This window comes from Pseudomonas sp. R1-7 (assembly GCF_051132105.1).
GTDB lineage: Bacteria > Pseudomonadota > Gammaproteobacteria > Pseudomonadales > Pseudomonadaceae > Aquipseudomonas.
Window position 1 is genome coordinate 4,871,275 of the sequence record NZ_CP071661.1, and the last position, 19,873, is coordinate 4,891,147.

A 19,873-nucleotide genomic window follows, 5' to 3' on the forward strand; every position below is an offset into this window, starting at 1 on the left:
CATAACTCCTTGTCCATGTGGAGGCGTGCAGCACTCCGGTTCCGTCTGAGCTGTTATTGCTTCAGATCATCTATCAGCTTGCCTGCCGCCAAGTCTGGTTTGTTTGGGGTAGTCACTCATTTACAAAAAAGAGGTCTCGTCGCCAAGACCTCTCTCATGCTGAGGCAAACGCCTCGGCTATCTTACTTCAACAATATCCAAAGCCCGATTCGCCAACAGTTCACTCACTTCGATCACCTGCAAAATCCCCAACGCAACCCGCCTTCGCGAGCCATCCAGATCGAACGCAAGATCACTGATCATCGCATTCGCCGAAGCCAGGTTCTCACTCAGATTCGCCAGCAAACACTCAGAATCCACGCTCGGATCAATCCGAAGAATGGAGTCAGTCTTGTCCGACGTTTCGCTCTTAGGCTTGGGCTTCAGATAGTAATCCAACGCCCGCGTGGCAGCGTCGTCGATTTTCTTGTTGCGAGCAGATTGAGCACGCGACACGTGTTCATCTGTAACTGGAGGATTCGGTGTAATTTTGACCATGGTCTTAACTCTCTATTGAGGCCACGACCCGTTCGCTGCTAAACGAAATGGGAGGCAGCTGTACGCAGGTTAGCAGACCGACGAGTTAAGAAATCGGCGCGCCCGAGGGCGCCCTGCGCACAGCCACCATCAAGTGCAGGGATGGGGATTCCTGACTGATGACGCGTTGTGCGACTTAACTCGGCGAGCTGCTAAACCCGATCACTGATAAGCAGTGACAGATCCAAACTACCGACGTAACCCAAGGCGCACAAGCCGGCGGATTCTGGCGTAGTTGTAGGCAAAGGCGCAAGGCGATGTGGGCTGGCGAGGCTTTGTTGGCGGTGTCTGTCGGGCTTTACTGACAGGGCTTCATTTGGCTGGCGTGAGCGGTTGGCCGATGGATGAAGAGGGGCTGCTGCGCAGCCCAGCGGGAGCAAGCTCCCTCGCCACGGGTTCGTCGCTTTTCTTAAGTGAGTGGCAGTACCATCGGCCGTTGGCAGGCTGCCGCTGGGCGCCCTCGCCTTTCTTCGCCGATACAGCACTTCAATAGCTGCGCCTCAACATCGCCAAGCGAACACAGTCGTTGGCATAAAGGAGTAAGGGCAGCCGGTTGCGCTCGGTCAATCCGGCAAGGCGCCATCAAGGTGGCGTAGCCCCATCAACCTACTTTCTTAAACAACCGCTCGGCAATCTGCCGACCTCGCTCCAACCCTTCATCAGTCAACCAGATCGACTTGTTCCTATTTACCGGGTTGGTGAATAAGACCTTGTTCATGCAACCGGTTCATGACCTCGAAATCGAACCCCTTCCAGGCGTTACCGTCGTCGGAACTGAAGGCTGCCAACAAGGCAAGCACAGCTTCTTCTATCAATGTGTCGTCGTATTCCATGGTCGTTGCTCCGTTCGTGTTTAGTCGGTAGCGCCGGAGTTAGGCATTAGCGCCGCTGGACCCTGCCTGCTCAAGATAAGCAGAAAGATTAGCTATCCGGCAGGGCTTGATGGTCGCCATCCAGCGTTTGGATGCCTCGACTGCCAACCTCACCCACCTGCTCTAACGCCAACCGATGCAAGGTAACTGCCGCCAGTTCGAAGCGATCACCCCAGTTCACATCGAACCCCCATTCGCCCAATTGGGCAGTGCCGAACAACGACAGATCTTTCAAGAGCTCGAGCATTGGGAATTGTCGGATGTGCTCCCGTAGGTCAACGTCGTAGCACTTACCGTCGGCAAACACCACTTGCAAGGCGTATTGGCCGGGGACGGCTTTCACGCTGTTGATTCTGGCTTGGCTGATCACGAATCAGTCCTCCATGTTGAGTCCACCTAGGGATTCATTTCCGCGCCAAGGTGGCTTTCAAGGCTACACCCAAAATCTTTCCACTCCATCCTCTCCCGCAAAGCCCCCATCCCCTCCAGCAAACACCCCACCGCCCCCCCACCCCGATAATCCCCCGCTTCACCCACCCCAAGCGCTACAACCGAGCACCGCGTCCCCCCATGAACCTACGCACCTTCATTCGCAGCTATTGCCTCAACTCCAGGCTCGCCACGAATGCCCTGACCCGCCTGCACAAATCACTCTCCTCCCTGGTCAGCTACCTGGCCCAGCAAGGCTTCGACTCCAACACATGGCCCGCCACCCGTGACGAAGCCACACTGGACAATCGCATCAACACCCTCTGCCCTGAGCTGGCGACCACCGTGTTCAGCCACGCCCGCGAGGGCATCATTCTGGTCGATCCATTCGGCCGGGTCATTGGCGTAAACGAGGCCTTCACCCGTCTCACCGGCTACAGCCAGGAAGAGGTGCAGGGCCGCGAGTTGAACTCCCACCGCATGGTCCGTCGCCTCACCGCTTTTTACGCGCCGATGAAAAACGCGTTGGATTTCCACGGCCATTGGTCCGGCGAGATCCAAAGCAATCACAAAGACGGGCGGGAGATGACGTCGCGGATCAGCATCAGCGCCGTGCATGATCGTCACGGTAATGTTCAGCACTATGTGGCGCTGTTCAGCGATATGACGCAGATGAAGCAGCGTCTGCAGTTGCTGGAACGTGACGCTCGGTATGACGCGCTCACGCAGTTGCCGAATCGGTTGTTGTTGGCCGAGCGGATGCGGCAGGCATTGGGCAAGGCGCGGATTCATCAGCAGAAGGTGGCGATTGCGTTTATCGACCTGGATGGGTTCAAAGCGCTGAACGACAGTTATGGCCATGACTGGGGGGATCGGGTGTTGCAGATTGTCGCGGCGCGGATCAATGCGACGTTGCGTGAGGGCGATACGTTGGCCCGGCTGGGAGGTGATGAGTTTGTCGCGGGGCTGGTGGGTTTGCACGCCGAGGCGGACAGCGAGCCGTTGCTCAAGCGGATGCTGGCGGCGGCGAATGCGCCGATTCTGATTGGCGCGCAGACGGTGGAGATCGCGGCGAGTATCGGGGTGGCGTTTTACCCTGAGCATGGACTTGAGGTGGATGGGCTGATCAGTAAGGCGGATCAGGCGATGTACCTGTCGAAGAAGGCCGGCGGCAATCGCCTGGCGTTTTGTCCGACGCGGTTTATTTCGCTCAATAGCGAAGCCTGACGGTGGTGCCGACGGTGCGTTCGCTGCCGGTCATGACGCCATAGTCGCCGGCGCCGAGCAGTGAGTAGACGGCGGTGATGTAGTGGCGGTCGAAGACGTTGCGCACCCAGCCTTCGACTTCCCAGGCGCGGTCCTGGCTGCGCAGGCCCAGCCGCAGGTTGGTGAGGCCGTAGCTCGGTTGATAACTCCCTTCGCCGCCTTCGAGGGTGCCGTAGTAGCCCGTGCGGAAGCTGTAGTCGACGCCGCTGAACGCTTCCAGGCCGTAGGGCAGCGGGTGGGTGTGGTCGAGGCCGCTGCTGAGGTTCCATTCCGGGGCGTTGTAGAGGCGCTCGCCGCTGAGGTCGCAGGTCCATTGGCCCGAGGCCGGCGGGCACGGGGCACTGGGGAAACTGCGGTAGCGCGCATCGCTCCAGGCCACGCCCAGGCGCCCGGTGATTTGGGAAGTGAGTTGCCAGGCGGAATCGAGTTCGATGCCGCGCAGGCGGACTTTGCCGACGTTGATCAGGTTGTCCCGCAGCGGGGGCGCGAACAGCGAGGTGGGTGGGCTGTAGGTGAGCGCTTGGTAATCGTCGACGTCGGTCTGGTAGACGGCGAGGTTGAGCAAGGCGCGCTGATCCCAGAACCGCGTCTTCATGCCCACTTCCAGGGACGTGGCCCGCTCCGGCTCGAAGGTCGGCGCGGTGAACGGGCCGATTACGTCGAAGTTGATGCCGCCGGCCTTGTAACCCCGCGACCAACTGACGTAGCCCATCACCCCATCGCTGAAGCGATAGCTGGCGCTGAGCAGGCCAGAGACATTGTCCTCTTTGATCGAGTCTTCGCGGTAATAAGCGCTGCCGAGGGCAATGTCGCGCAGCAGTTGCCCACCGGCCTGGAAGACCGGGGGCAAACCCGTCAGCGGGGCGAGGTTGCTGACGTCGCGGGAAATCCAACCGTCCTTGCGCTCCTGGCTGTAGCGCAGGCCGGCGGTGAGTTCCAGCGGGCCAATCGGGCGCCACGAGAGTTGGCCGAACACCGCTCGGCTGTCGCCCTTTTGCTCGCCGTCATAGCGTTGCCGGGCGCCATCGAGTAGCACCGAAGGCACCTGCCTCGGATCGGTGAGGCGGATGCCGAAGAGTTTTTCCAATGACTCCAACTGATCGCCGACGAACCAGGACGCGGCGTCCGGGCCAAATTCGGCGTTGATCTCGCGGTCGAGCTGCTGGCGCAGGTAATAGAGCCCGGCGACGTAATCGACGGACGAGCCGGCCGTGCCGGACAGGCGCCATTCCTGGCTGAACTGCCGATGGCCGAGCTCGGCTTCGGATTGGGCCACCGACAGCGCGGTGCTGTCACCGTCGCGGTCGGCGCGGTAATCCCAGTCGCGATAGGCGGTGATGCTGGTGAAGCGCATCGCTTCGTCCAGATCCCAATTCAATTCCAGTGACACGCCGTTTTGCAGGGTTCGCGGTTGGCCCGGCGCGTCGATGCGGTTTTCCCGCTGGTAAGGGTCGGGCTCCGCCAGCGGATAGCCGACGAATCTGGCGCGCTTGCGGGTTTGCTCGCTGTAGTGATTGACCAGCAGGACGTTGCCGGCTTCGTTCTGCTCGGCGTAGTCGGCGATCAAACGGGCGCTGAAGTCGCTGTTCGGCGTCCACAGCAATTGGCCGCGCAGGCCTTGGCTATCGGAATCGCCGAGGCGGCTGCCGTCTTGCAGGTTTTCCACGGAGCCTTCGCTGGAGCCATCGAATACGTTGAGTCGGCCAGCGAGCACGTCGTCTTGCAGCGGCCCGGATATCGTCCCGCGATATTCCCGCAGGCCACGTTCGCCGTAGCTGGCTTCGAGGTTGGCTTCGGGCTGGAACGTCGGCTGGCGAGTGACGATGTTCAGCGCGCCGGCGGTGGTGTTCTTGCCGAACAAGGTGCCTTGGGGCCCGCGCAAAACTTCGATGCGCTCGATGTCCATCAATTCGGTGAAGGCCATGCCCTGGCGCGCCTGGTAAACGCCGTCGACGTAGGTGCCGACGCTGCCTTCCAGGCCATCGTTGTAGGCCGTCGCGCCGAAGCCGCGCAGGCCGAAGCCGGCATAACGGGCGTCGTGGCCGGAGACCACCAGGCCGGGCACGCGTTGTTGGATGTCTTGCAGGCGGTGCAGGCCGGCTTCGTCCAGTTGATCGCCATAGAGAACGTTGATGGGGATCGGCACGTCTTGCGGGTCTTCTTCGCGACGACGAGCGGTGACGGTGGTTTCGTCGAGCGTGAGGGCGCCGGGGGTCTCTTGGGCGGCGTGGACCGACGCCCAAGGCAACGCGCAAAGGCTGCCGAGCACGAGCAGCCGATAACCCAGGACCGACATGCTAGAACTCCCGGGCCATTTCGCGATGCACCGTATCCGGGCAAACCAGCGTCTTGATCCGCCCCAGCAATTCGCGGCTGTCGGCGGGCTTGAGCAGTGCCGCGTCGAAGGCCAGGTCTTCTGGGAAACCTTCCGGCCTGCGTGGCGGGATCGCTGAATAAAGCATCACAGGCAGATCGTGCCCACGGTCGCGCACCTGTCGCAGCAGTTCCCAACCGTCCATGCCGGGCATCATCTGGTCGCTGATCAGCAGGTCGATCGATTGATCCGCCAGGCAGGCCAACGCGTCTTCGCCGTTCGCCGCGATGCTGACGTCGAAACCGTAGCCGGCCAGCAGGTCGTAGAGCCATTCGCTGTTTTGCTCGACGTCGTCCACCAGCAGGATGTGCTTGCCCTGACCGTCGAATGGCGTGATGTTGTTGTCGACGATGCCGTTTTCCAAGTCATGCTCGTCGGCGCATCTCAACTGCAGACGGAAACTGAAATGGCTGCCCTGCCCCGTGGCTTGCGGTTCGAGGCGGCTGTCCATGCGCTCCAGCAACTGGGTGACGATGGACAGGCCCAGCCCGCTGCCTTCATAGCGCTGCGCGTTGCGGCCACGGCGGAACGGTTGCAGCAGTTGTTGGAATTCATGTGGTTCGATGCCGATACCGGTGTCGATCACGCTGAAGCGCAGCTCCACGGTGTCTGCGATGGTTCCGGGAGAACAGCTCACTTCGAAGCGGATCTGACCGTCGCGGGTGAATTTCGCTGCGTTCGCCAACAGGTTCATGAGCACCTGCCGAAGCCGTTTGAAGTCAGCCTCCACCAAGGGCGGGAGATCTTGTGCCAGTGCCGCGTTGAAGCTGTTGCCCTGGCGCGCGGCAAGGAAGCCGGCCTCGTCGGCGACCTCTTGGAGAAAGCCGTACAGATAGCCCGGCGCGAGGGTCAGTTGCATTTGCTCCAGTTCGCCACGGGAGAATTCGAGCATCTCGTCGATCAGTTCCAGTTGTTGCCGGGCGTTGCGCTCGATGGTGGCCTGATAGTCACGGTTGGGCCCGGCATGCAGCAGGCGCGCGTAGTCGATGATGCGCACCAGCGGCGAGCGCAGGTCGTGGCTGATCCGGGCCATCAACGAACTGCGCGCCTCCAGGGATTCGCGCAACTGCGAGGTGCGCAACGCCACGGTGCTTTCCAGGCGTTCGTGCTCGGCCTGGCGTTGTTGTTCGAGGGTGGACAGGGCGTGTTTTTCCCGGTGGCGGCTGCGGGCGACTTCCATGATCAACGTGCACACCAACAACACCACGCCCGCGAGGGTGGACGAGAGGCTGTATTTGCTTTCCGGCGATTGCCAGGGCAGTTGTTCCTGGGGAAAGAAAATCCGCATCATCAACTGCCCCACCAACAGGGCAGGCACCAGCCATGCCATCCAGCTGTAGCTCAACCGCTTGCGCCAGGCCATGAATAACGTCGCGAGCAGCGCGCCATAGAAACTCATCAACGAGACCTGGACGATTTGCGAGCCCTGGACCGCATCGATCTTCAACCACCAGAGTCGGCCGAAGACACAGCCCAACAGCGGCACCCAATAAGTCCAGCCAATGATTTTGGGCAACCGGGAAACCTGCAACAGCACGCGGAAGTAGGCCAGGAACAATACGAACGAAAGCGCGCTGGCGCAGGTCAGCAGCTCACGCGTCCAGCCCAGCGCCGAAGGCCAGTAGATCAGGTAGCCATTGAGGATGCAGGTCAGCAGGATGTAGCTGAATACCGCGCCGGCATTCACTGTCAGCAGTCGGGAACGGAGGATCCAGCCGACGATAAAGCCGAACGGCACCACCAGCAGGACAATACCGAGGGCGAGCCCGTCGCTCAGGTACGTCTGCTGCTGACTGCGCAGCAGCGCTGGTTCGGACCACAGTTCCGGCTCCAACAGCATTTGGAAATTGCTCGCCACTCGGACAAACACCGTGGCGCTCTCCCCCGCCGCCAACGACACCGGGAATGCTGGCTGACGCGCCGTCGGTTGGGGCCATTCGGCCAGGGGATAGGCGGCTCCGCCGTGGGCATTACGTCCCGGTTGGTAGACGCGGATGTCTTCCAGGCGCGGCGCCCCGACCACCAGCAAGCGCGAACACGCCGCAGCGCTTGAATTAGTCAGTTGTAGTTTCAACCAGAAGGCGGAGCGGCTGTAGCCTTGGGTCGGCCAGCTTGGGGTCGCGGCGTTGAAATCGGCGTCAGGCCGTTGAGCGATTTGTTCCAGGCTCAGGTGTGCCCGGGTGTCCTCGAAAATCTGCGTTACCGGCATCAGGTTCAGATAGTCAGTGCGGCAGATATCCACAGGCGCCGCATGCGCCAGGCCTGTGGATAACAACGTTATCGTCAGCAGTAGAAACTGTAGGAGCCGCATCAGGCGCGCCCGGCCGACTCAGAGTCAACGAGGCCCAGGGTCTGCTGGCGAAACTGGCTGGGCGTCATGCCGATTCGCTGGCGGAAGGCAGTGGTGAAATTGCAGGCGTTGCGAAAACCCACCAGCTCGGCGACATCCTGCACGCTCATGGCGCTTTCGCAGAGCAGATCCTGGCCGCGTCGCAATCGCGCGTCGCGAATGTAGGCGAACACGGTCATTCCCAGGTGCTCGCGAAAAATCGCAGTGAGTCGTTTTTCATGGGTGCCGACCTTTTGCGCGAGGCTGGCCAAGGGCGGCATGTCGTCCAGCTGGTGTTCAATCAGGCGCATCGCCGCCCGCAGGACGATTTCATCGCCTTCCGGTTCCGGATCGGCCGGGCGGGCCTGAGCGGTCGGCGGCGCGCGCCAGGTCAATTGCAGGTGGATCTTGATGCGGGCGAGCACTTCTTCCGGGGCGCAGGATTTGGGGATGTAGTCCACCGCGCCCACGGTCAGCCCTTCCAAGCGCTCCAACGAAGTATTTGCTGAAGAGAGAAACAGGATCGGGACATGCCGAGTGGCCGGCGCTTCGCGCAACAGCCGGCACAGGCTGAAGCCGTCCATCTGCGGCATGTGCACGTCCAGGACGATCAGGTCCGGGCGCAGGGCGAGCGCCCGTTGATAGCCCTGATAGGCGTCGCTGGCCAGGGAAATGCGCCAAGGCTGGGTCTTCAACAGGATGAGCGTGGCGCGGATGTCCTCGGGAACATCGTCGATCAGCAGAATATGCGGCAGCGACTCGGGCGCCGACGCTGCCTGCCTTTCATGTCGTCCGTTGTCCATTCGCCAGGTCTCTTGTTGTGTTTAGCCAGGTCACTGTCGCGCAACTGCCAACGAAAAATCACCAATCGGGCTGGCAACAAGCCGATATAGCGGCAGATCGAGCGAGAACTGAAGCTATCAAATTTTTCTTGGGCGATAAACGGTCATGCCGTTCGGGGCGGGATGTTGTTGGCGGGGGGCCAAGACATGTGGCGAGGGGATTTATCCCCTCGCCACAAAGGGGGAGGCTCGACTGACTGTGCCGAACTGCATTGGGCTGCTTTGCCCGAAGCGTCGGACCGACCCAGCGGGAGCAAGCTCCCTCGCCACGGGGTCTTTAGATGAACAACAGGTTAGAACTGGTAACCAATCTGAGCCAGCAACTGCGGGTTTTCCTGGCGCGTGTCGCTCTGCGCTTCACCACCGGAGTGACGCCAGGCCACCGTCGTGTCGAACGAAAGCGGGCCGTATTGAGCACGCAGACCCACACCGCCGCCGGAGATGCTGCGGGTGTTTTCTTCGTCGGCCCACTCGTTGTGGTTGATGCGCACTTTGCCGGCGTCCCAGAACAGGTAAGGCGTCAGCTTGTCGATGGGGTAGCGAAGTTCGATCTGGGTCAGCATGCCTTCGTCGCCCGACGCTTCGCTCTGTGGGTAAGCCCGCACGCCGTCGATGCCACCGAGGCTGAAGTCTTCGGACGAGTCCAGGTTGTCCTGGCTCCATTGGCCGAGGAAACGGGCGAACAATGTGAAGTTGGCGGGCAGCGCTTGCAAGCGGGCAAGGTCGACGTTGACTTTGCTGAACTGGCCTTCGGTCTGGGCTGTCTGACGGTCGCCCTCGCGCAGGGCCGAATCGAGTTTCAGGTCGCCGTAGGTCAGCGTCGCGCCGCCGTAGGTGATGCCGCCACCGAGCAAGGTGTCCCTGACGTCGAATTGCAGGCTGATGGGCAATGAGTTGCTGCTTTTTTCAAAGCTCAGGCCCAGCACTTCGTATTTGTCCTCGAGATCTTTATGTTGGTACTGCCCGGCCAGCATGAGGTTCGCCTGGTTGCTGCGAATGAGCGGATAACTCAAGCCGATGCTGCTGACCTCGGCGGTACCGGTCGCCCCAAGGTCGGCGAATTCGGCGCCCAGGTCGTAAGCGCTCTGGGCATAACCGACGTTGCCACGCAGGCCGGACGTGCCCAATGGCATCGAGTAGCCAAGGCTGCCGAAATACAGTTCTTCATCGGTGGCCATCACGGCGGCGCTGAGCTTGTCGCCCAGCATCATCGGGCTGTTCCAGTCACCCTGGACCGTCAGGCGATTGCGCCCCGAGTAACGGTTGCCGTGGTTGTCCAGGGTGGCCTTGCCCTCGAAGGCCTTGGTTTTTCTCACTTGGGCGTTGAGGTCACCCGTACCGAGATCATCCCCCGGGCGGATGACCGGACGCACCGCTACGCCGGGCAAATCGGAGAGCACCAGGATGCTGCGTTCCAGGCGGTCACGCTCGATCACGTCGCCCGGCCTCAAGTCGTCCAGGAAAGGCTGCGCTTGTGCGGCCAGTTTCGCATCGTCGTTGACGGCAGTGACCTTGCCATAACGGCCTTCGATCACCGCGATGGTCAGCTCGCCGTTGGCCATGCGCTGGGCCGGCAGGTAGGCACGGGCAAACGGGTAGCCATGCTCACGGTAGTAAAGCGTGACCTGCCGGGCGACTTCCCGCAGTTCGTCGAGGTCGTGGGCCTTACCGATGGCCGGCGAGACGACACGTTGCAGGCTGGCCTCGTCGATGCGGGTGTTGTCGATGAAATGGATAGCGTTGAGCTGGACCTTGGCGCCGCCGACTTTTTCCTGCGCCGGTTGCGGTGCCTCGATATCCAGGCGAATGCTTTGCGGCAATTCCTGCTGGGGAACCGGCAGCTCCTGCAGGATACGGCCGGCGTCCGGGATCGGGCGTGCCGGCAGGGGCGCCGCCCAGGCCGGGGAAGTGGACAACAACGCCAGACCAGCGGCGCAGGACATCAGTTTGTTATGCATTGAATAAATCTCGAAAAATTCGGGTTGCCTGAGCCCATGACCGCGTCCGGGGACGCGGCCAAGGGGCTCCTTCAAAAGGAAAAGTGGGGATCAGGGACGCATCGCGAGACCTGGACCTGGCAAGCGCACACCGCCGCGCACGACGAACACGGTCTGCGGCGGGTAGGCCGCACAGGCGCCTTCACCCGATACGCCGCCATCGGCGCAGACGTTACCGGCCAGTTCCCGCTCGCTCTCGGCGTCCTGGGCCTGGGCAGCCGAATCGCTGTCGCCTTGGGCCAGGGCGTTGCCCGCACCGTTGCCGCCATTGGCATTCGCCGACGTGCCGCCTTGATCCACCAATAGCAGGCCGCCGTCCTCGACCCCGACGCCGGACCAGTCAGTCGGTTTCGGCTGGGCTGGGTTGAGCTCCGGAGCGTGGGGCGAAGTCACTTCAGCTCCGACGCGTGTGGCATCGGCGACGCTTTGCTGGATGGCTTCAATGTCAAACGACTGCGTCACGGTGACGTTGGCGTTGGCCGGGTCGCTGACGATCAGGTAACCGAGGTCAGCCAGCCCACCGATGTTGATCTGGTGCGTCCCAACCTCCGGGCTCCCGATCGAATACACCGGCCGTCCGAGCATCTGCTTGGTATCGCCGTTCCACAGGCCGTTGGCGTCGAAACCGGCGACACCGCCGCCGTTGAATGTGGTCTGGCCATCGAACGGCTTCGTCTGGGTGGTCGTGCCGTTGGTGGAGACCACCAGCGTAGGTTGCTCGCGGTACACGGCGTGCACGCCGTTGCCCAGCGCCCGACCGAAATTGCTCTGCTGCTCGTCACTGTTGTAGCGGAAGTTGCCGCTGCCACTGCCCACCACATTCACCACGCCGGTGCTGCCGGCAAGACTGCCGGTGTAGATCACCGCACGACCACCTGCGCCGGTGGACACTGTCACGCCCGTGCTGGCTTTCACGTCACCGCCCGTGGCCACGCCCGCCGAAGCGGATTGACCGGCGTTGAGCACGACTGCATCGGAAGCGCCGCTGGTGGTGCTGACGTTTTCGGTCAGGGTGATGTTGCCGGTAGTGGTCACCACCTGGACTTTGCCGGTGTTGCCGATGCCGACGATCTGATCCAGCTGGGTGCCGTCCAGTGCCGTCTCGGTCAGCCTGCCGACGGTAACGTCGCTGCGGTTGACGAAGCTGACGTCATTCGCCCGGCTGGCGATATCGCCGACCCAGTTGCTGGCGTTGCGCAGGTCGAAATCGCCGCCCTTGAGCGCCAGGCCATCGGCAGTGATGCTGCCCTTGGCGTTCTGGGTGGTTTTGCCATCGACATTGAGGAACACGTTGCCGCTGGTGGTCAGCGCTTCGTTGATCGCCAGGTTGCCTTGGGTGCCGATGCTCACGTCGCCGGTGTTGTTTACGCCAGTGATGGTGGTCTTCGTGCCGTCGACATGGGTCGCGGTCAGCGAACCGACCTTGAGGTCGCCGCTGTTGTTGAACTGGACCTTGCCCGCGTCACTGGCGATATCGCCGATGACGTTGCCGGTGTTGCCCAGCGCGTAATTGCCGCCCAGCAGCACCAGGCCGCTGGCATCGAGCTTGGCCCCGGCGTCGCCGGCCTGGATGGTTTTACCCGCCACTTCCAGGGTGATGATGTCATCGGCACGGGTTTGACCCTGGCCGACGTCATCCCGTGGGCCATTTTCGATGGTGATGCCTTTTACCAGCGTCAGGTCTTGATCGGTTTTCAGGGTGACCGCTTCGTCGGAAGTAATCCCCACGGTGCCGTCCACGACGCCGACCGTCAGGTTGCCGTTGCCGGCGAATTTCAGGCTGCCGACATCAGCGGCGATGACGCCCACGTCATGCCCCTTGCCCAGGTCGAAATCGCCTTCGCCGCGCAGGGCCAATTCGTCTGCGGTGATGGTCGCGCCCGTTGCCTGGGTCGCACCTTTGCCCGCGTTGACGGTGAGGGTCAGCCCCTTGCCGGTCGTGCCATCTTCATCGGTGCCTTCTGGGTCCTTGAGGGTCAGGTCGCCCAGCAGATTCAAGACGCCATTGGCGATCAACGCCAAGTCGTCCTTGAGGGTCGCGCCTTCATCGTCGACGGTGATGTTGCGGGTCTTGTCGTTGCCGATGACAACCTTGTCGAAGCCATCCTGGATATTCGCCAGGTCAGCGTCAGACAGCACCAGCGGATCGTTAGGCCCGGTCACTTCCGGGTCGTCGCTGCCGCCCACGTGGATATCCAGGCCCGGTGTCTTCTGCTGCAAGGTAAGGCTGCCAGCACCGGCAACGCTCGCGGCGATATCGATTTCATCGGCGCTCAGGCTGGTATCGCCTTGGGTGAGCACTGCCTGGCCGACCGTGAGCGTGTCGGCGACAAGATTCAGGTCACCGGTCTGGGTCATGCCGGCGACCGGCACGCCTTGCGGGTTGGCGGGGGTCTGGCTGTCGGGAATGGTCACTACGCCGACGGTCAGGTCATCGACATCGGCAAAGCTCACCGTGCCGGTGTCGCTGGCGATGGTGTTGACATCGTTGGCGGCGTTATCCAGGTCATGAGTCGCGCCGTCACCCAGCAGCACCAGGCCATCGGCGACAATGGCGCCGCCGACGGTCTGGTCGATCTTGCCGCCATTGCTTTGCAGCGCCAGGACCGGGGCCGGCTTGCCGTCATCGTTGCCGGTGCCCGGTGCGTCCGCCACGGTCAACTGGTCATTGATGTGGATATTGCCGGTACCGGCATCGAGGATAAGGCTGTCGTTGATGCGGGTCGCTTCGATGATGCTGATGTCGCCGGTCATGTCCGCGCCACCGATCTTCACGGAAGTGAACCCGTCGCCCAGGGCGGTGATGTCGGTGCCGGTCAGTTCCAACGAACCGGGGGCGTCGCCGGTGCTGCCGCCCACGGCAATGTTTTTGCTCGGGGTGTTGGTTTCAAGAGCAATCGAGCCATTGCCGGTGACGCTGCCGGCGCCGCCGTTGAAGTTGATGTCGTCGGCCTTGATGGCCAGGTTGTTGTCGGTGCTGTTGAGGCTGCCGTTGAAGGTGATGGAACTGCCTTGCAGGCCTTTGCTGCCCGAGGTGTTGGTCTTGATGTTGTCGACGTACAACGAACCGCCGACCTGCTTGCCGGCGGTCTGGTCGAAACTGCCCGACACGAACACGAATTTGTACGTGCCGGCCTTGTCAGCCGTCGCCGTATGGCTTTTCCAATCCACCGCGCCCGTGCCGTTCCCCGTTTCGTTCAGGATGATCTGGTATTCGCCAGTGTTGACGTTCAACAGGTAGCCAAAGACGTCATAGGTATCGCCGCCCGCGACCGGTTTGTAATCGAAACTGACCGCCTCCCCTGCCGCCAGGGAAACCGTACCTTCGCTGACGACCGAAGGGCCACGCATGATGCAACCGGCGGGGGCGTTCTGGCAGTTGGAGTTGTTCTCGGTACCCAGCAGCAGCGCAGCGCCGCCGTCCTTGCCCTGGCCAGCCGCGGCGACTGGTGTGAGGGGTTTGTAATCCATGTCGCCCTGGTCACCAGGCGAAACGCTCGGCGCATTGCCGTTGGTTGGCGACGTGGTCGGCAACGTCGGGTCATCTGGCGAGAGCACGCCTTCCACCACGGTAACGCCAGTGAAGAACTGGGCTATGGACGTCTTCCACCCCACCAGGCCGTTTTCGAAGTCGGCGTTCAGGAACTGCGAGGTGCCCATCTCAACAGCACCGTTGTAGACCTGCTCGCCGCTGGTGAAGACTTTGGCGCCGTTGATAAAGGTCTTGCCGAGGCCACTGGTGGTTGCATAGAGGGCGCCCAGTGCGCTGTTGCCGCCCACCATGTCGCTGAAGATGATCGAGCCCGAACCGGCGTCGACGCGCAATTGACGATTGTTGGCCACCGCATCGGAATCCACCACGCCGGCAAACACGATGTTGCCGCCGTTGCTCTTCAAACTGACGTCAGTGTTCAACGCGATCTTGCCGTTGAAGATCAACGCCAGGCTGTTGCCGTTACCCGCGCCGCTGGCGTCGATGTCACCGTTGAGGAAAATATTGCCGAAGACGTAGCGGCCCGTTCCGACGTCGTCGTGTCCGGACTGCAAGGTCAGGGTCCGCTCGCCGCTGATGCTCGTCGGGGTGTAGTCGCCGTTCCAGTGGATGCTGTTGTCGGCCTTGATCGCGACATCGGTGCCGCCGGCCAGGGCCGTATTGATCGCGTTGAAGCCGACCGTGGCGTCTGTCCCGTTGGTGCCACCGGTCAACCCTCCGTCACCCGCCGCCACCGTGACACTGTCCGGATCGAGCAACCACAAGCCGCCCTTGCCGTTTTTAGCCGAGGCATCGGCGGCTTTGCTCACCGCCAGCTTCGCGCCGCTGGTCTCGATCTTGCCGCCGTCGCCGCCCTTGGCGCCGCCGGTGGCTTTCAGGGTGCCGTCCACACGGGTCACGCTGCCCGGTTTCTTGACATCGGACCAGGCCACCACGGTGCCGCCCTTGCCGTTATCGGTCGCCGATGCATCGAGCACGGCACCGGCGGCGACGGTGGTCTGGCTGGCCTGCTTGATCGAAGGGTCCTTGCCTTGCCAGCTACCGCCCACATAAATCTCGCCGCCGCCCTTGGCGCCGGTGGCATCGAGCTCCGCGCCGCCCTTGATGGCCACGCGCTCGCCGGTCACGACGATCTTGCCGCCCTTGGCGGTGTCGGAAGACACGTCGATGCGTCCGGCGACCTGCACATCGCCGTGGTCGCCCATCAACGTGACCAGGCCGTTCTCACCGATATCCAGCGAACGGGCTTCGATCAAACCGGTGTTGTTGATGACCGTGCTGGCCAGGGTTTCCGCCGCGCGAGCGGTCAGCAGGATCTTGCCGGCATCGGCACGAATGGCGCCGCCGTTTTCGATCAGCGCCTGCAACGCGCCTTCTTTGACTTCCAACTGCACCGGCCCGCCCAAGTCGAGCGTCACGACACTGCCGGCGCCCAGCAGCACATTGCCCTTGTGCGCGGTGATGTTCCCTTCGTTGACGATTTTTGCCGCGATCAGGGCAACGGTGCCGCCTTGCGCTGCATTGATGTTGCCCTGGTTGACCACCGACGCGGCGCTGTCGCCGCTGAAACGGTAGTTGCCAGCGAGAAAATCTTCCGTGCTCAAGTTAAGCGTGGAGGCCACCAGGCCGCCGACATCAACCTGCGCGCCGGGGGTGAACAGTACGCCGTTGGGGTTGACCAGGAAGACTTGGCCGTTGGCTTTCAACGCGCCCTGGATCACCGACACATCCGAGCCCAGTACGCGGTTCAACGCGACGGAATTCGCGCCAGGCTGGACGAACTGGACGGTGTTGCCCTTGCCGATGGAGAAGCTCTGCCAGTCAATCGCGAGCTTGTCGCTGCCCTGATGAATGGCCATGCCCGCGCCATTCTGCTGGATGCTGCCGCTACCCGCCACGATGTTGCCGCCGGACGGCAACGGCCCCGCCGCAGCGACCGAAGCAAATACGCCGCCACCCACGCCGATGACGAGGCTGAGCGTGGTACGGCTTTTGTCCTTGCCATGGCTCTTGACCAACTCGGATGCCACCTGCCACGCGCCCATCACGGCATTCCAGACGACTCGGTAAGCTCTATTCATTTCTGTTCACTCATCCTTAATACGGCGGGTCGCGCCATGACGACCAGGCGGTTCGCTGTCGACAAATCAAATGGAAAAACGCATCCGGGCGGATTGCGGCTCGCAACATCCCACAGTGCTCCGCGCCATCATGTCTGCCGCGCAGGCGCCGCTCCTTTGCTGGAGCGCCCAAGGCTTTTGATTGAGGGGATGGGATGAAGATTTTTTTACGAAGGATGGGTTGCTGGTCGCCTCGTCGTGGGCGACCTATGCTGAGTCCGGCTGGCGCAGTGTTAGAGGATGAGCTGGAGAAGCGGGCTGAGGGAGCTCGTCGCGGGTCTATTCGTGTGTTTGAGTTCGACTACGCTAGATCGTCCCCAACGGCCTGCCGCTAAGACAGGCCTTTGGAAACCCGTAACGTCAGCCAAGAGACGGGACCAGCAAGCCTAAACCGTAGAAAGTACTGGCTTCTATCCCTCTTGACGTTTCCGATATAAGTCAAAATCGCCCCTGAATACCTTACCCTCTTTATCGGTAAACTCATAATCACCTTTGAAACACCCAAAACCATGGCTAACGCTAATTCTTACAGTCCCGATTACCGCGTGATGCACATCACCGCCAGCGTTATGGTATGTCAATATCTTAGGATCCTCATACATAGCAGGAAATATAAAAACTTGTTCACCTCCATCGGATTTAATTTTCGGAAAGCCTATATGAATCGAGCCTCCTGGCGATGTCCCGCTTTGGATAAGCCCCGCGCTTTCATTTGTACCGGAAGGAAACAGAAGCACTAAAGGATCAGCAGTGAACTGCTCCGAATTCACCGTGATGTAGCCTTCCAAATTCTCTGCCCCTCTTGTTCTCTCTGTTCTTTCCGGCTTCTCTGTTTCCTCTGTTTTCTCTGTTTTCTCTGTTTTCTCTGTTTTCTCTGTTTTCTCTACTATCTCTTTAATAAACATTGCAAACCCTCAAGACAATTAATTAGACCAAAAAAACAACAAATACGCCGCAGAACAAAATACATAGTTTAATCGAACGCCAGCTACTGTCAGAAACTACAGTTTTTTATAACATTTGCAGAGATTTTTGTACCCACACCCATCCAATAACTATAACGGCCGGTGATATGCATCAGCGCTTATTCGTTGCGCGCTCATAAATGGCCGTTATCACGCTCCACTTCGCAGATATTGTGCTTAGCATGGGAGGGATCAAAACCTACCTTGCCACGGTTGGCAGTGTTGTCCTTTTGGGGCGGACCGCTAAGATTGGCACGCCGAGAAATCACGAGGAACAGGCCCGATGCAAACGCCATTCGATCCGTTGGTTCACATCGATTGGAAAACCCCGGGGAGCGACTTGCTCGGGCTGTTGCAGCATTACTATCCCGACATCGGCGTGTTTGCCGGACCGGGATTCGAGGCGTTGTTGGATGAGCTGTCCAACGAGATGCCCGAGGTCTGCTTCGAAGCCCTGGCGCCGGTGCTGGCGGGTCGGGGTTTTGACTTGTGGAATCTGGATGCCGGTGGCGATGATTATCGGCCGGTGATCTTCCCCTCCGATCAACGCGAGGCGTTCGCCCAGCATTGGCAAAGCCCACGTGGCGAGCCGAGGTTCACGCCGACGTTGATCGAGCCGCCGAAGCCCGCGGTGAACGAGCGCAAACCCACCCAACCCAAGCGCAGCAAGGTGAAGTGGTTGCAAGAAGTCCACGATTATCCCGGCCCCACTTACGTGCATGAATACAACTACCGCAACGGTTGGGCTGCAATCACCGAGCAGGACGAAGCGAGCTGGCTGTGCTTTTTGATCGACTACAACCAGTGGCCGCCCGCCGAACAGGACATGCTTGAACACCGCACCGATGAGGTGGATGGCGCGGATTTGCGGCTGATCGATGCCAACGCCCAGCGCAGCCTGTGGAGACGCCAAGTCAAACACGGCGATTACAGCGCGGATGATCGGTTCAAATACGAGGTTCGCCGGGGCGATGCCATCGAGGACTTCGGCCCCGCCGGGCTGGAGTGGCGGGCATTCGAAGAGCCCTGCGTCGTCGTAGACGATGGGATATTCGAGCGCCAGCGTATTTACGAACCCAAGCACCTGACGCGAATCTGGTGGATCACGGCGGACAGCAGCGAGGTGATTTTCGAGGACTCGGATGAGCTGACCATCCTGCCAGTCGGCGGGCGTCGATTGTTGTTCATGCAGCACAACGGCAAGCGCTGCTGGATCTGGAACCAGGACACGCAGCAGGCCATCATTGCCAAGCCGATGCCCGCCGAGGCTTATAAGCTACGGGCATCCTCCGCTTACTTGGGCGGTGACGAGATTTTGCTGTTCAGCGAAGGCGCGCGGCAGAACGTCGAGCACTCGGGTTATCAGGAAACGGTACTGCTGGCGTGGCGCTTCAATTTCATCACTGGCGCCAAATCAAAGGCGATGCTTGAAGGTTTTGGCAGCGAACTGCGCCAGGACACGCGCCTGCTGGTCACGCAGCCCAAGCAGGTGATTACACTGCGCACATTCCATGGGCAGCTTCATGTGTCCCGCGGGCAGGGTGATTGGTGGGTGTGGAGTTACCGACCCAACACCTTTGGCACGCATACGCTGGCGTGGTTTTGGAATCAGCGCAGTAATGAGGTGGTGAAGCTGTCCACCAAGGATATCCCGCGCATCAAGCCGCAGATTCGTTATGTGCCGGCGCTGGATCGGTACCTGGCGTTCGAGGCGGATTTCGTGGCGCGGTTGCCGGAGTTCGCGCAGATTCTTGAGGCCAAGGGTTGTGAGGTTTTGGCTTTCGAGTAAAGAAACTTGCGGCGCCTGCGACTTCCGTGGCGAGGGAGCTTGCTCCCGCTCGACTGCACAGCAGTCGCAAAACCTGCCACCCGTTTTTCCCAGCCTCACCGCCGGGGGGCTGCTACGCAACCCAGCGGGAGCAAGCTCCCTCGCCACGGGTTTGTCTTAAACCTGCAGCACCCCACGAAAGCCACGCGCCGCGTAATACGACTGCACGCCATTGTGGTAGATGAACACCCGACCATAACGGTAGTCGCCAAAAATCGCCCCATCGAGCGCACGCAGTTCTGGGGGCGTCGCCAGCCAGCTGGACGTCTTGGCATCAAACTCACCGAGCGTTTGCAGGGCTCGGTACTGATCTTCCGTCAGCAGGGCGATACCCATCTCTTCGGCCATTTCGATGGCGCTGCCTTTGGGCTTGTTCTCCTTGCGCGCATCCAGGGCGGCACGGTCGTAGCAGAGGCTTCGGCGGCCGGTCGGGCTTTCCTTGGCGCAATCGCAGAAGGTGACCGTGCCGGTCTTCGGATCCTGGCCGATCACGTCGGGTTCGCCGCCGGTGGCTTCCATGACCTGGAGGGACTTCAGGGCATTGGGGTTGTTTTCGAGCCGGATCTGGACGTCGATCCAGGACATGTCCGGATGGCGGTTGGGGTTCTGTTCGAAGCGGGTTTTCAAGGTTTTGAGCAGGTTTTCTTGTTCTTGTTTTTTCATGTCATTGAATCCGTGGCAATCCACCAATTGTTTCCAAGGGCTGGCAGCTGAAGTTTTCCAGACCAGACATATGCCGCAAAGGTCCTTGCATTGCCGGCCATGGCGCGCCTCACCAGAAT

The 19,873-nt window shown here is 61.0% G+C and carries 13 protein-coding genes; 2 read left to right on the forward strand and 11 right to left on the reverse strand.

Annotation, left to right across the window (positions count from 1 at the left end):
* Window positions 1-177: 177 nt before the first annotated feature.
* From J3P79_RS21860 to J3P79_RS21875, 4 genes are all read right to left on the reverse strand, one after another.
* Complete coding sequence (locus tag J3P79_RS21860; RefSeq protein WP_258648242.1) at window positions 178-537, reverse strand: DUF6124 family protein; 360 nt, start codon at window positions 535-537, stop codon at window positions 178-180.
* 640 nt (window positions 538-1,177) lie between these two features.
* Window positions 1,178-1,294, reverse strand: a complete 117-nt coding sequence (locus J3P79_RS21865) for a DUF6429 family protein (protein ID WP_434605643.1) — start codon at window positions 1,292-1,294, stop codon at window positions 1,178-1,180.
* A complete protein-coding gene (locus J3P79_RS21870; protein ID WP_434605644.1) occupies window positions 1,260-1,409 on the reverse strand; it encodes a DUF6429 family protein in 150 nt (49 codons plus the stop codon). The genes J3P79_RS21865 and J3P79_RS21870 overlap by 35 nt, the downstream gene beginning before the upstream one ends.
* 88 nt (window positions 1,410-1,497) lie before the next feature.
* Window positions 1,498-1,818 (reverse strand): hypothetical protein, encoded by a 321-nt coding sequence (locus J3P79_RS21875; RefSeq protein ID WP_434605645.1) that lies wholly within the window; start codon window positions 1,816-1,818, stop codon window positions 1,498-1,500.
* A gap of 200 nt (window positions 1,819-2,018) precedes the next feature.
* Between J3P79_RS21875 and J3P79_RS21880 the strand changes: the two genes are divergently transcribed.
* Window positions 2,019-3,104, forward strand: a complete 1,086-nt coding sequence (locus tag J3P79_RS21880) for a diguanylate cyclase domain-containing protein (protein WP_434605646.1) — start codon at window positions 2,019-2,021, stop codon at window positions 3,102-3,104.
* Here J3P79_RS21880 and J3P79_RS21885 read toward each other — a convergent pair.
* From J3P79_RS21885 to J3P79_RS21910, 6 genes are all read right to left on the reverse strand, one after another.
* The gene (locus tag J3P79_RS21885; RefSeq protein WP_434605647.1) at window positions 3,088-5,439 is read right to left on the reverse strand and encodes a TonB-dependent receptor; all 2,352 of its coding nucleotides are present in this window, start codon (window positions 5,437-5,439) and stop codon (window positions 3,088-3,090) included. The two genes, J3P79_RS21880 and J3P79_RS21885, sit on opposite strands and share 17 nt — an antisense overlap.
* Window position 5,440: 1 nt before the next feature.
* The gene (locus J3P79_RS21890) at window positions 5,441-7,828 is read right to left on the reverse strand and encodes a 7TM-DISM domain-containing protein (protein ID WP_434605648.1); all 2,388 of its coding nucleotides are present in this window, start codon (window positions 7,826-7,828) and stop codon (window positions 5,441-5,443) included.
* Complete coding sequence (locus tag J3P79_RS21895; protein WP_434605649.1) at window positions 7,828-8,649, reverse strand: response regulator transcription factor; 822 nt, start codon at window positions 8,647-8,649, stop codon at window positions 7,828-7,830. Before J3P79_RS21895 ends, J3P79_RS21890 begins: the two co-directional genes overlap by 1 nt.
* Before the next feature lie 332 nt (window positions 8,650-8,981).
* On the reverse strand, window positions 8,982-10,646 hold the full coding sequence (locus J3P79_RS21900; RefSeq protein WP_434605650.1) for a ShlB/FhaC/HecB family hemolysin secretion/activation protein: 1,665 nt from the start codon (window positions 10,644-10,646) through the stop codon (window positions 8,982-8,984).
* A gap of 90 nt (window positions 10,647-10,736) precedes the next feature.
* Window positions 10,737-16,259 carry a filamentous hemagglutinin N-terminal domain-containing protein gene (locus J3P79_RS21905; protein WP_434605651.1) on the reverse strand — a complete coding sequence of 1,841 codons (5,523 nt, stop codon included), beginning with the start codon at window positions 16,257-16,259 and terminating at the stop codon, window positions 10,737-10,739.
* A 449-nt stretch (window positions 16,260-16,708) separates the two neighbouring features.
* Window positions 16,709-17,203, reverse strand: coding sequence for a hypothetical protein (locus J3P79_RS21910; RefSeq protein WP_434605652.1), 495 nt, complete (start codon window positions 17,201-17,203; stop codon window positions 16,709-16,711).
* 343 nt (window positions 17,204-17,546) lie between these two features.
* On the opposite strand from J3P79_RS21910, the gene J3P79_RS21915 reads away from it, so the two are divergent.
* Window positions 17,547-19,052: a hypothetical protein gene (locus J3P79_RS21915; RefSeq protein WP_434605653.1), complete on the forward strand. Its 1,506-nt coding sequence runs from the start codon at window positions 17,547-17,549 to the stop codon at window positions 19,050-19,052.
* Between the two features lie 156 nt (window positions 19,053-19,208).
* Here J3P79_RS21915 and J3P79_RS21920 read toward each other — a convergent pair whose 3' ends face one another.
* The gene (locus tag J3P79_RS21920) at window positions 19,209-19,754 is read right to left on the reverse strand and encodes a DUF4256 domain-containing protein (protein ID WP_434605654.1); all 546 of its coding nucleotides are present in this window, start codon (window positions 19,752-19,754) and stop codon (window positions 19,209-19,211) included.
* Window positions 19,755-19,873 lie beyond the last annotated feature (119 nt).